The organism is Aquiflexum sp. (assembly GCF_041749095.1).
Lineage (GTDB): Bacteria > Bacteroidota > Bacteroidia > Cytophagales > Cyclobacteriaceae > Aquiflexum.
Window position 1 is genome coordinate 17,727 of sequence record NZ_JBGTCA010000437.1, and the last position, 14,235, is coordinate 31,961.

8 protein-coding genes are annotated in these 14,235 nt (G+C 39.0%); 7 read left to right on the top strand and 1 reads right to left on the bottom strand.

What is annotated here, in order from left to right; translation table 11 throughout:
- From ACEW8O_RS20260 to ACEW8O_RS20270, 3 genes are read left to right on the top strand one after another with little or no spacing between them, the layout of a single operon-like run.
- A complete protein-coding gene (locus ACEW8O_RS20260; RefSeq protein ID WP_373496449.1) occupies positions 1-4,089 on the top strand; it encodes a PKD domain-containing protein in 4,089 nt (1,362 codons plus the stop codon).
- A gap of 9 nt (positions 4,090-4,098) precedes the next feature.
- Entirely contained in the window at positions 4,099-5,652 is a 1,554-nt protein-coding gene (locus ACEW8O_RS20265) for a contractile injection system tape measure protein (RefSeq protein ID WP_373496450.1), read from the top strand.
- Positions 5,653-5,661: 9 nt separating this feature from the next.
- Positions 5,662-6,966, top strand: coding sequence for an ATP-binding protein (locus tag ACEW8O_RS20270; protein ID WP_373496451.1), 1,305 nt, complete (start codon positions 5,662-5,664; stop codon positions 6,964-6,966).
- A gap of 430 nt (positions 6,967-7,396) precedes the next feature.
- Here the strand turns inward: ACEW8O_RS20270 and ACEW8O_RS20275 are convergent, their stop codons facing one another.
- Positions 7,397-7,660, bottom strand: coding sequence for a hypothetical protein (locus tag ACEW8O_RS20275; RefSeq protein WP_373496456.1), 264 nt, complete (start codon positions 7,658-7,660; stop codon positions 7,397-7,399).
- Between ACEW8O_RS20275 and ACEW8O_RS20280 the strand changes: the two genes are divergently transcribed.
- From ACEW8O_RS20280 to ACEW8O_RS20295, 4 genes are all read left to right on the top strand, one after another.
- The gene (locus ACEW8O_RS20280; protein WP_373496455.1) at positions 7,548-9,938 is read left to right on the top strand and encodes a DUF4157 domain-containing protein; all 2,391 of its coding nucleotides are present in this window, start codon (positions 7,548-7,550) and stop codon (positions 9,936-9,938) included. The two genes, ACEW8O_RS20275 and ACEW8O_RS20280, sit on opposite strands and share 113 nt — an antisense overlap.
- A gap of 121 nt (positions 9,939-10,059) precedes the next feature.
- Positions 10,060-12,315: a DUF4157 domain-containing protein gene (locus ACEW8O_RS20285; protein ID WP_373496452.1), complete on the top strand. Its 2,256-nt coding sequence runs from the start codon at positions 10,060-10,062 to the stop codon at positions 12,313-12,315.
- Positions 12,316-12,404: 89 nt separating this feature from the next.
- Positions 12,405-12,878 (top strand): hypothetical protein, encoded by a 474-nt coding sequence (locus ACEW8O_RS20290; RefSeq protein WP_373496453.1) that lies wholly within the window; start codon positions 12,405-12,407, stop codon positions 12,876-12,878.
- Positions 12,879-13,187: 309 nt separating this feature from the next.
- The gene (locus tag ACEW8O_RS20295; RefSeq protein ID WP_373496454.1) at positions 13,188-14,024 is read left to right on the top strand and encodes an N-acetylmuramoyl-L-alanine amidase; all 837 of its coding nucleotides are present in this window, start codon (positions 13,188-13,190) and stop codon (positions 14,022-14,024) included.
- Positions 14,025-14,235 lie beyond the last annotated feature (211 nt).

The window sequence follows — 14,235 nt, forward strand, 5'->3', positions numbered from 1 at the left end:
ATGCAGGCTTTACAATCATATCCCGTTTTCGAAGCTGATCAGGTTCTTTCCAATGCCCACCTGAACAACCTATTGAATTATTTGGAACAGCAGGAACGGCTGACACGGATCAAACTCGTGGGCAGGGGAATAGTCTGCGGAATGGAAATCAACAGTTCCAATCAGGGAATTGCCATCAGTAAAGGCTTTGCATTGACTTCCCAAGGTTACATGGTACAGGTTTGTGAAATCAGATATACCCATTATGTTCCATATCAATCTCCTGAGTTGCCCAATGACCTGTATTTTTTGAAACAATGTGAAGAAGCTTCCCGGGAAGGTATCCAATTCTATGGAAGTCAAAATGTACTTGAATTGATCCCTGAGGATGATTCCGATGTGGAAGAAAAAGCGGGTATCAATAGCCTTAATCTTCAGGATTATGTTGTCATTCTATTTTTAGAGGCCGAACAGATTGATCTCAAAAACTGTGACACGCAGGATTGTAATGACAAAGGCAGCCGAATGGATTTTATATTAAAACCATTATTGGTCAGAAGACAGGATTTAAATACTCCCGCGATTATTGAGTTTTTCCCAAATTTGTTGAAAAGGTTCAATGTTCCTGTTGGGGAAATGAATACCTCAGGTGATATTCTGCAAGGATTTTTGGATATTACGGATGACACCACCTTGGGCAATCTATCGAAAAACCTCTCTAATAGTTGGGAAAGGTTTGCAGTTCCTTTGGGCCTCTCTCAAGAAAACCCATTAAAGGACCTGAACCTTGTTGAATTCAGAAAAAGATTGGATGACAACCCAATACAAAGGATTTACCTACAATATTTTTATGATTTCGTGGATGATCTGATCAAGGCACACACAGAGTTTCAGTCTAAGGTAAATGAAGTATTCGGGCAATGTTGCCCGGATGAAATGGAATTCCCCCTTCATATCGGATTGGGTTTGGCAAATGAGAATACCCAATTGGGAAGGAGGAATGCTTTCAGGCATTATTTCGAACCTTCTCCGATCCTAGACGGCCAAAGCAAAAAGGTGGATGAAGCTGCTTTGTTGCTGGAAAGGATAGTTGCCATGGTAAAAGGGGTATCCTTTGAAAAATTAAATCCACAAGAGTCTATAATCATCACCCCAAGTAATTTAGGTCATGAATTTTTATCAAAAAGGGCTATCCCCTATTTCTATGAATTTGCACCGCTAAACCTTCTTTGGAGCTTTAAACAAAGCTATAAAGGAAATGAGTCCTTCAACCTGGGCTATAGGGCTGCGTCAATTGCAACTTCTCCGGAACAAGTAAAAAATCCTCTATTATATGACATTGAGAGTTTTGACTCTTTTAGGATTGAGGGCCATATAGGAAAGAACTACCAAGTGGCACTTCGCGAGATAATCGGTCAGAAACAAGGTTTCAACCTTCCAATAGATGTACTTGCACTCAATGCCATAGATCTTTCTTCCATTCTAAACGGAAAGGAAATCCGGTGCCACATCGAAGACCTCGAGTCAGATTATAGAGTGATGATTACAGGCATTGTATGTCAGCTACAGCAGATAATCGCTTATGTCGGGAATCTGAGACCCCAAAGGACAGTTCCTGCAAGTGATCCAGTATTGGAATCAGTTAAATTGAGGGATTTTTACATATCAAAGAATTTAAGGGATATTCAGAAGACCATTAAAAATGATATCTCCAAAAATCAGGCAATCAGTGTAAACAATTCAGAAATCATTTCCAAGTTGGCATTAAGGGATGTTGAACCGGGAGAAAAACTAGCTGATTTGGTTGCTCTTGATTTGGGAAATTTTATAGTAAACTACAAACCACTCTACGCACATATCATAAAGCAACCGGATCTATTGTTGATTTTTTTGCAGCAACTCGCAGAAATTGTAAAATACCTTCTTTCCAAAGACCTGCAATCCTTTGATGAAGATGCATATGGAAATTTATGGACCCCTTATTCCCAAACTGTTGAAAAATTGATTTTGGAAGCACCGAATTCCGAAAATCAGGAATTCCAGAGATATTTTTCAAGAAGCAATCATGAATTGTTGTTCAAGTGCCCCAACGAGCGTCTTTTCGCTTTGAGGGAAGAATTCAAAAGCAGGGTAGAGCAATATTATGCTGCTGTCAATTTCAGTGAATATTTCAAAAAACATCCAGGCTTGGAACATAAAGCAGGAGTACCCAAAGGTGGTACTTTCATCATTGTTTACCACGGTGTTCCCAGACAAACTGCAACCCGTCCAAACCTTAGTTTTGTTGGCGAAATTGCAAACATCAGAGATGTGCCTAATTTGGCATTAAGAGAGGTTAATGTAGGCAGCTCAATTTCAAATTCTTCAAATATCCTCACCAACAAAAATATATTAACCACCAATGTTCCATCCCTTAAAAAGACTGAATATGCCTTTGCCTCGGACCTGATAAAAAACCTAAATCTTGGATTTGATATTTCCAAAATTATTGAAGCGTTGGATTTAAGGGACAGGGAGATAAAAGACCTCCCTTTGAGAATTCCTGAAGGCACTGTTATAGCTGATTTTTATCTCCCATATATGTGCTGCAGTGATTGTCAGCCTATAGCCTATATTCTCCCCGAAGAAAAAGAACCGGAAAATATAGGACCGGTAGCCGATGCAGGACCGGATCAAACTATTCCATTTACCCGGCCTACCACCGCCACACTTGACGGATCTGCTTCATCAGATGAAGATGGTACAATCACGGAATTTTCCTGGATCCAGGAGAGTGGAGATTCCACAGTCATTGATACTCCAGAGCAAGCACAGACCACAGTTCAGTTCGAATCTCCGGGGCAGTATGTTTTTATTCTCAAGGTGACAGATGACAAAGGGGCCTCAGCTGAAGATAGTGTAACCATCAATGTTACAGCACCTGAGAATATCCCACCGATAGCAGAAGCCGGACCTGATCAAACAATTACCTTCATTCCAACGGCGCCGGTTACAGCAAACCTGGATGGATCAGGGTCAACTGATAGCGATGGGACCATCACCGTATTTTCCTGGTCCCAGCAAAGCGGACCAACAGCAAGGATCAACACCCCTGATCAGGCACGGACAAGTGTTGTGTTCCCATCTCCAGGTCAATTTGTTTTTGCACTCAAAGTGACAGAAGATAGAGGAGCTTCGGCTGAGGATAATGTTACCGTCAATGTGATAACCCGTCAAAACAATCCTCCGGTTGCAGACGCAGGACAGGACCAATCCATATTCCTCAGAAATCCCAATACTCCAGGAACTGTAAACCTAGATGGAAGGAATTCTTCTGATCCTGAAAACGGGGTTCTTTCATTCAGTTGGTCATTTGAAGGTGGAACTATGACACCGACTATCACCAATCCTGACCAGGCACAAACGACAGTTACAGGGCTTTTGGTAGGCGAATATAGATTCGGACTGAAAGTGACAGATCCAGGTGGAAACAGTAGCAGTGATTCGGTCACAGTACGAGTTACAGTAAGGGGTGGGGATGATGATGTTCGGGTAAAAAATTGCGGTCCGTTCACAGACATTCTCAGGGCTTTTGAAGAATTTGACAGACCGAGTTCAAATGACCTGTTCAACAATTTTATAGAGATGTATTCCCCTTATGGACAAATCAAGGAATTCTTTACAGCAATGAGGATTATTGCTGAAGAACCGGCAGAAAAACAAATTGAATTCTTTGCCAATGAATTGGTCAATACCGGTTTATTGTCTCAGTTTACAGAATGGCTTCAGGCATTACATGACTTATTAATTGAGATCAAACAACTCAGGAGTTTGGCTTTTGCTCTATATAGGATACTGGAGCAGTTAGCTGTATTTATAGCCTGCATCCAAAATGAAGATGTTGATGTTGCTAAAATCCCGATGGAAAATGTATTCGCTTCAATAGAGGACAATGCACATACTTGGGCTGCTCTTAGAGAAAGTGGTGACTTTGGTAGGTTGGAATTGCAACTTGTCCTCAGGATTGCCAATGATATGGCAGCAGCAATGGCTCAAATAGAGGGAAACGGTGAAACGGATTCCAAACCAAAATACCTCAACCAACTCAAGAATATAAGAGCCATTCTTTAATTTGAAACGATGTCCGGCCTTCAAAACCATAAAATCCATACCGCATCCCTTCAAGTTGACTTTGAAGGAATGGAGGACGGATTGGGAATGCATGAAAGTCTGAGCTTATTTTTTCATGAAAAAATTGAACCTGCATTACAGAAAATTTTTGATGAAAGAAGTGCTTACGATTTGACATTTAAAATTGAAAAACTCGAATTGGATTGCGGTTTTTTGGATAATAGCGATTGGGAAAAAAAACTCCTGGACAGGATCATTGAGCAGGTAGAAACAATATTAAAAGCAAAACAACATAAGACTGAGGATCTAATGAGTACAGTCAAAAGTGCTGAAGATGTCTTTATTTTTTTTGTCGCAAAAGGGTATTTTCCATGGAACAGCCCTTTCAGGAATGTTTTGGATTTGGAAGAAGAACTTGAAATAAATGAATCATTGATCAAACGCCTGGTCAATTTATCCAACAAATCCGGAAATATTATTCCAAGAATCTCAGGTTCTTTCTCTAAGTTTTTCCCGGAAAAATTGGTTGAATTTATTGTTCGCAATGAAACTGGCTGGATCAAAAAATATGTGATACAAGGACTGAAACTACCGAATAGAACCCACTATTTTCTTAAGGAATATTTGACTATTTTATTCCAATCCATGAAAAATGAAATTGGTTTGGAACCAGTTTTATTATGGACAAATATTATCAATAACAAGCCTCTTTTCCAGACCCCAGGTTTTTTTGAATTTTTTGTGGATAAAATAATTAAGAATGAAGAAATAAGAGAAAATTTTCAATTGGCAGTGTTTACTTCCACCGAAATTCAGCCTGAAGGGATTAAACAGGTGAAAAAATTGATGGATAAAATAATTTTTATTGATCCACAATTAAAAGGCAACAGTTGGTTTAGGAAAATCAATTTGTTTTTGGAAGATCGCAATCTATCCCAATCAACAGAAATAGAGAACACAACAAAAGTGCAAAATTCAAGTATATCATCCGTATCTGAAAGTTCAAGTTTTGAACAAACCCATACCTCAATCCCTGAACGGAGTGATCCAAAGTATCCAGATAACTTTATATTTATAGAAAACGCGGGAATGGTACTTCTGCACCCTTTTTTACTTCCATTTTTTGAAAATATCAATCTAACCAGAGAAAATAAATTTTTATCCCAAAAGTGGAAGAATCAGGCTATTCAAGTTCTGGAGTATTGTACTTGGGGTGAAAACGGGCATAAAGAAAATTACCTGCCACTTAATAAAATCCTCTGCGGAATGAATCCCGAAGCGGTCTGGGAAAGGGAATCTGAAGTAACGGACAATTCCAAAATGGAATGTGAGGAATTACTGAAAGAAGTCATCAAACATTGGGCAGCCTTGAAAAACACAGGCATCAATGGTCTAAGGGAAACTTTTCTTCAAAGACCGGGCAGGCTTTCACACGGTCAAAATGGTTGGAAGTTAACGGTAGAACAAAAAGCAGTGGATGTTTTGTTGGGTAGCCTTCCTTGGGGCATTGGAATTATCAAGCTGCCTTGGATGCCTGAAATGTTATTTGTGGAATGGAATTAATCGGAAGCTATGCACGGAGAAATTCAAAATATCATTTCATATCTTCAAACTGTCACCTCACTTAGGTTGACGTGCCATTTTGAAGAAAAACCGTTTTCACTTCCTGACTTTGAAATACTTGGAGATTCGCCCTTATCAGTTTTTCTTAAACATTACAATTTAAACAAGGAAGAAGTTATTCTACTGTCATCGGCATTGGTCCCACATATTATTCCGGGTTTCTTTGACAAAATTATTGAAGCTTTTCTACTCAAAGGAGGGAATTTTCCCGAATTCGGAGGGATTAAAGGTGATAATCAAAGAGGAATGCTTCCTACAGGTGAAACGGTCCTTTTCATTGTAGCTGGAACTGACCTGACCGAAAGATTGAAACATCTCCCTCTTTTTGATAAAAGCAATCAATTGTTTAAACATCATATTTTAAGATTGACACAAGTCAAAACAGGGGAACCATATCTAAGTGGAAAACTCCTGATTGAGGCTGAATTTGTAGAAGTATTTACCACAGGAAAGGTTAGCCTGCCATCTCTTAGCATCGATTTCCCCGCCGAACATCTCCAAAGCCAATTGGTATGGGAGGATTTGGTTTTACCTGACCAAGTCTGGTCCCAGATCAAAGATCTTCAGATTTGGCTAAAACATAAAGATACCCTCCATAGAGATTGGAATTTGGGAAGAAAGCTTAAACCGGGATACAGGGCATTGTTTTATGGTCCACCTGGGACAGGTAAAACCATAACTGCTACTCTATTGGGGAAATATACCCAAAAGGAGGTTTTTAGGATTGACCTTTCCATGGTCGTTTCAAAATATATCGGAGAAACAGAAAAAAACCTCGCGACCCTGTTTGACAAAGCGGAAAATAAAGATTGGATCCTATTTTTTGATGAGGCCGATGCGATTTTCGGGAAAAGGACAGGTGTACGGGATGCACATGACAAATATGCCAATCAGGAAGTTTCCTATCTATTGCAAAGAATTGAGTCATATAATGGCTTGGTCATTTTGGCCTCGAATTTTAGAAGCAATATAGATGCAGCATTTGTCAGAAGGTTCAATGCTATCATCTACTTCCCTCCTCCAAAGGTAGAAGACCGTTTATTGCTTTGGGAAAAATCACTGCCACAATTGATAAGTCTGGGCAAAGATTTGGAGTTAAGAGAAATAGCAGAACGCTATGAACTGAATGGATCGCATATCATGAACATAGTTCAGTACATATCTTTGGTCTCTTTGGAAAGCAGAAATTTCATATTGACCAAAGACCTGATGATCAAAGGGATCAAGAGAGAGTTGGAAAAAGAGGGGAAGTAAATTCAATCAAAAGTTAAATAGTCAATTCTATCCGAAATATGGAAGGCCTCAAAAAAAAGAACAAACCCACTACTTTTGAAAAACATCAAAAGAATGATTTATTCTTTAAGCCGTTGGTGATTCAACCCAAGTTAAAAGTCAATTCCCCAGGGGACAAATATGAACAGGAAGCTGACAGCATGGCTGACCAGGTAATTCAAATACTTTCGCAACCTCCATCAAATCAAGATTCTCTTCTCGATCCCGGCAAAACAAATCAAAGAACCCCTTTTTTTACCTCGGATAGCAAATCAAAATTTTTGAAGCCGGTCCAAACTTCGGTTCCAACCAATGCACCTATTCAGGCCAAATGTAAGGACTGCGAGGCTGAAGATAAAGAAACAACGGAAGAAGAGGGGATCCAAAGAAAACCTGAGCATCTTACTTTTCATCAGGCTGATGGCGATGAGGATGGCGAAGATCCAAACCTGATGGCAAAACAGGGAAATAGTAAAACCCCACCTGTCTCTGCTGAAACAAATGCCCAACTTTTTGCCTCAAAAGGCAGCGGTGATCCTTTGCCAAAAAATACCCGATCAGAAATGGAACGGGGTTTTGGTGTTGATTTTTCCAATGTAAGAACACACACCGGATCCTCTGCAGTCGACATGAGCAAAAATCTGGGTGCCGAAGCTTTTACCCATGGCTCTGACATCTACTTCAATTCGGGAAAATTTGATACACAATCCAATGAAGGAAAAAGATTGCTGGCGCATGAACTGACGCATGTGGTGCAGCAGGGTAGTGGATATCATGGCGACAAAATGATCCAACGTGAGATATTTGGGAATCAGGTAATATTTAATTCTCAGGATGTTTGTCCCCCACAGGCTGAAATTCAGCAATCAGGAACAAAAGATTCAATGATCGCGGAGGAGCTTTATGGAAATTCGGAAATACCAATTGATTATATTGATGAACATAACATAAATGTAGATTATGAAAATCTGCTTGATGTTTGGAAACCAATTTTTGTAGATTGTGTGTCCCCTGAAATTTCAGCGAAGAATAAATCGGAAATTCCGGTGGAGCAGATGCAGTGCAGGGCTGATGTCGAATTTATTGGAGAAACGGAAATGACTGAAGCAACCGTGTCGGCTTCAAAAGGTATCCGGCTCCATACATCGCCTGATCCTTTAGATTGCGATTACATTAATAAGATTGGCATATCATCAATTATTTATCCAAAAGACACTATAGTAATTGTAATAGCATCAGGAAATATAAATAATGCTGGTTGGGTAAAATTACAAACGCTGGATAGCCATGAAGGATGGATAGAAGAACGCTTCATTACACGCACCCAAAGGAATGATTTAAAAGATGCGGTAACCAAAGAAAAATATGTTATTCAGGCAGGTGAGAATCTTGAAGGGGTCATCAAGCAGCAATATAAAGACTATTCTTATAATACAGGGAATGATAGAAGAACCATCGCTCATGCACTTTATATTCTGAACAAGGATGAAAGCAAAGCCTTTTATTTTGAAGGAAAGGGAGAATCCTGGTGGAAAGATTTCCTTGACTCAGATTTTGCCGAAACTAGAAACATTTATGCGACTATAAGACTTAGAGAAGGCAAGTTAATCCGACTTCCTAGTAAAGCTTACATTGATTTACTTAGGGATAAGGGCCAAGTTGGTGTTCGTCCTGATTGGAAAAATACCGCCATAGAATTTGCCAGGAGCATTGAGGGTTTTGTGGAAGGTGCAATCTATGGATTTGGAAAAGCAATTGTAGATACAGTTGTTGGATTGTGGGATCTTGTGAAAGGTATATTTACTGGGGAGCTTTTTGAGCAGGCATATGATTTTTATAAGCAGATTGAGGCAAATGGAGTAAAATATTTATGGGAATTGATCAAAGGCTTTTTTATTGGAGTTTTCAAAGATTTTGAAAATGCTTGGAATAATCCAAATCCCTATAAAAAATGGTTCTTTTTTGGTGAGATAATAGGTATGATCATTTTCGAAATTGTGATCGCATTTCTTACTGCAGGTGCAGGTTTGGCGAGGCATTTAGGGAAATTGGAAAAGATATTTGATGCAGTACCGGGATTAAGGAAATTGGCTTCCAAAGCCTCCAAAAAAGTAGATGACATTCCAGCAGGAGAAGCAAAAAAATTGGGGCAAGTGAAGGCCGCTGAAGGGAAAATTGAAAACCTTGGCGAAATGACCGGTGAAACCAGAAAGATGCTTAGGGATCCAAAAAATGAAAAACTATTGGATTCTTTAAATGATAACCCAAAAGCAGCAAAGGCTTTAAAAAAATGTGCATCAAATTGTTTTCCTGAATTTGCCACACCGGATCAAGTTAAAGAAATAGATAATTTGCTAGTAAAAATTGATACACATTTTGACAATGCAGACTATGATGCATTAAAAACTTATTTTCATGAAGCAAAAACAGTAGATGAACTTGAAGCAAAAATTGAAACATTACGAAGTGTTTCAAACAAAGTGATTGATGAAAAATCCAGGGGCAGATCACCCTTGTTGGATACTTTGGAAAAGACAGAAAAAGTAAGGAACAGCCCGGGAATTGCACGCGGCGGAGATAGCTTGAGAACTATCAACAAGGTTGAAGATTGGATCATAGACGGTGATTTCAGATTCCTTAGTTTCCCAAAACAAATTGCAACTAAAATGAAAGGTCAAAGATTTAGCAATTTTAGACAATTCAGAGAAACATTTTGGAAATTTGTATCAGAAGACGAAGTATTGAAGCAGGCATTTCCAAGTAGTTCAAACCAAATCGCATTAAAAAAGGGCCACGCCCCTTTCGGAAAAGATGGATCAAAATACGAACTTAATCATAAACACGCTCTTGAAATTATTGATCAAACATATGATGTAATTAACACAGATTTAGTATTTGACTTTGATAACATTGAAATTTTAACCAAAATGACTCATGATTTAATGAAGCAATAATGCTCAACGATATTCACATTTTTGATTAAACGTTACTTTTCCAGACCTTTTGAAATTAGGGTTTTAGGAGTGCGTATTCAGGCAAAAAATCCGAAATTCGTACAATATAAATATTAAGTATATGAAAAAGGTACAAGAAAAGAGCAAATCCCCACTCAGGTCTAATGATCTTGGGTCAGGATCTTTTTTTTCACCAACTTCTGACCAAAGCAAGCTTAAGGTAAACCATTCCACAGACAATTATGAGAAAGAGGCGGATCAAGTTGCCGACAAAGTGGTACAAGGACTGGCAAGTTTATCTCAGGAAACCTTTTCTGCAATTAAAACTGAAAACAATAATCAAAACCAGTCAAAGAATAACCAATTATCAGCCCACAGACCTTCCCTCAATCAAACCAAGTGCGATACCTGCGAAATGGAAAATAAAGAGCTAGGAGATAAAGAAAAAATTCTCAGGAAACCTCTGCCTCAAATTTTTCTAAAAGCTGCTGACAATGCTAAGAATTTGGGTACATCGCCAATGTCAAGGCGGAAGAATTCAGATTCCACTGCTGCCTCACTAAATATCAATACTCCACTTTTTTCCTCAAAAGGAAACGGGGTTCCCTTGTCCAAAAATATCCGGTCAGAAATGGAGCAGGGTTTTGGAGTTGATTTCTCAAATGTAAGGATCCATGCTGATCCCACTGCCGCCAATATGAGCAAACACCTGGGAGCAAAGGCCTTTACCCATGGATCTGACATTTATTTCAATTCAGGAAAGTTTGATTCCCAAAGCCAAGATGGCAAAAAGCTATTGGCACATGAACTGACCCATGTCGTGCAGCAGAGTGGAATGCCAACAGGTAAAATAATGCGCAAAGTGGATGAGGCCAGTGTTGAAGCTGAATATAACACTTGGGCTGACGACAACAAACAGCCAAAAGATAAAACCCATGCTGATTTTCCATGGGCAGTTTGGGATTTCATTAGACCTCAAATTGTAGATATGGCAATGGAACCCTTACCCAAACCACCTGCTTCGGATAAAGCAGCTTTGGAAAAATGGAATGATAATTTTTCCAAAGCAGAAATCATCAGTCGTTGGTTGTTCACATTGAAATCAACCACTAAAGATGTCGATCTACAAAAGGAGGCAGATTCAAAAGGATTTTATATTCTTGATTCTCTTGCAAAGGCAGGATTTGTATCAAAAGCCATTGCTCAATCAGGCTACCTTGAGCCTTCTAACCGCACGTTGGTTTACGACACTATCTTAAAGAACCCATCCCTTGTTTCTGCATCAGAATTTGAAACCATTGTAACTTTTCAATGCAATGGAGTAGCTGATCCTGCTTCAGTACCCATCGTTCAAACTTTTACTGACAAAAATGACTCCCTCTTAAAAAAACTTAATGCCGATCAAACAAAAGCGATTTTCAAAGTATTAGTTACCAAGTACGGTAGCCATGATACGATAATTGATGCTATTGCCGAAGTATTGATGTTTAATCCATCAATCAGGAATTCTGTTTCTGATGCATTGATGTCCGGTACAATCGGTACACCTGACATTATGTTTAAAGTATTAAAGCACAAGTATTTTATCGAGCCTAAGTATGGGGCTACTTTATTGGGTGCATTGAAACCGGCGGGTATGACCAGTGAGGATTATGACGAGAAAAGGATGAAAGATGATATGCCTTGGGTATACACCTACAAACAAAAGTATTATGTTCAGTTTCTGATTGATCTTGCAAATGATCAGGGAATAAAAATACCTGCTCCAAAAACAATGACATTTACAGGTTTGAAGGCTTGGCTCGAGACAAATACAGAAAACATTGGAAATGCTGCTAATAAAAAGTACCCATCCGATCCTGAATCAATATTTGAGATCTATAAAAACATCGCAGATATTTTCTTTTACCATGTTCCACATGATCGTGATGCAGTACCCCATTTGGAAGGAAAAATCAGTCATTTAAAAGAGGGAGAACCTTCAAAAAAACGTTTTGAAGCAGATTGTGATGTTTTTGCAACCTATGCCATGAGGCTGTTTTCTAATGCAGGTTTTGACCCGATAGGGTATATAGCTTTTGTACCCGAAGGCGCAGATGCCCACAGGGCTGCCCATGTTGCAGCCCTTATCAGGAAAGATGGAAAATACTCCATAATCAACAACAAGGGGATTTTGGACACTGGAATTTCAGAATCCTCTGCGGATGAAAAAAAGACCGATGCAATGAAAAAGTTGAGAAAACTTGCTTTTGAAGATACATATGGCAGACCTTTTCCAACAGAACTGAAAATTTATTATGCAGATTCAGAAGCGAAAGGAAAAATGCCTCAGCTTTTTAGGAATCAGGATAGCAGCCTTGAACGAACTGACCTTTAGTGGCTTTCTATTTTAAAAAGATTTATTTTAGGTTTTTCAGGACAAGGTTTCAATTAGATTTTCCATTATTTAACTTAAAATAAAAAATTATGGCTAAGACATACACTTACCGAAAAGGTAAAAAAGTTTACCTGAAGAAAGAACAAGATCAATTGGTCGTAAGGGAAACTCCTGAAGCCTTGGGAAGGATGGGGTTCAGGGGATCATTGCAGCAGGTATCCTCTCACTCAACAAGATTAAGTGTTAAAAGTGAGGAATTGGATTCCACATTGAATGAAATACGCAAAGAAGCTGTGGCCCATCATGCCTATACACAAGAAAGTACCGGAGCTGAGTTTCTGATAACTGACCGGATTATGATCACTTTCAAAGAGGAAGTAAGCAATGAGGTATTGAGTGCCTTTATGGCCAAATATGCCTTGATCTTAATCACAAAATATTCAGACAGGGAATTCCTGCTTCGGTTGACAGACCAAACTGGAATGAATCCTTTGAAATTGGTGGTATTAATCAATGAAACTGAACAAAGCCTTATAGAAAGCTGCGAACATGACCTCAATTAGCGAATGACTATTAGTAACATCAACATTCCTGTAGATCCAAAATATTTGAAGCAAAGCAGGTCAGAATGTTGGTAAATTGAATAAAATGGTCTATTAAAATGGTGTTGGAGTAAATTATACTCTTGCTTTTTTATCCCTGTTATCTGGCCTGTTTGCCAAATTACTGCCTTCAAAAATGAAAGATATTTTTGCCAAACTCATTGAGAAATAGTACCTTAAGATTCATAAGTTCATTATAGAAAATCTAAATGCACTTAAAAAAGTATTTTATTTCCACTAAAATTTTTCATCATCTAAACCCCAATACCCATGATAATTAAAAACCACAGAGTCTTCAAAGATGAACAAAATCTTTTAGACTTTAGACTCAGTCCTATTACAAATAGATCGACACGCAGAATCGATCCGATATTTCTGGTCATCCATTATACCGCAGGTGCAAGCAAGGAAAGTAGTATCAGCTGGTTTATGAATCCACAAGCCAAAGCCTGTTCCCATTTGGTTATTGGAAGGGATGGAAGCATTACCCAAATGGTGCCTTTTGACCAGTTAGCAAACCATGCAGGCCCAAGCTTTTGGCATGGATATTCAGGTTTGAACAGGTTTTCAATCGGAATTGAACTCGACAATCCAGGAAAACTGAAAAGGTCTTTTGATGGCGGCTGGCAGACATCTTTTAATAGAAAAGTCAAAAATGAAGATGTCCATATCGCCAGGCACAAGCACGAACCATTTGAGACAGGCTGGCATTCCTACACGCAAGAGCAAATCCAAGCGACTATCGATATTTCATTATTATTGCATCAGAAATACAACTTTCATGATATCGTGGGGCATGACGATATTTCCCCGAATAGGAAAGCAGATCCTGGACCTGCTTTCCCTATGGAATCCTTCAGATCAAAAGTATTGGGAAGAAACCAAAATGAAACACAGGTTTTCAAAACAACAACAACATTGAATATCCGTTCAGGACCGGGATTGGATAACAGGCTTTTGGAAGAAGGTCCACTTCCTCCAAATACCAGGGTAGAAATCTTGGATGAAAGCCATCTTACATGGAAACTGGTTGATGTACTTGATCCTGTAAATGGCATATCCGGTATTCAGGGATGGGTACATGGGCGGTACATCGCAGAATTATAATCCTTCAAAATGGGGAAATAAACTTTAAGAAAACAACATAATTTTAGAAAAAGCCAGTCTCCCCGACTGGCTATTTTTATACAGACCCTCCATCCTAACAATTCCCCTCACCCAATCTTCAAAGAATCCGCAGGATTCGTCAATGCAGCTTTTAGCCTCTTGAAACCCTATCAGCGGATTGCGTTACTGGTAATTTTTTCCAAAGCTTCAT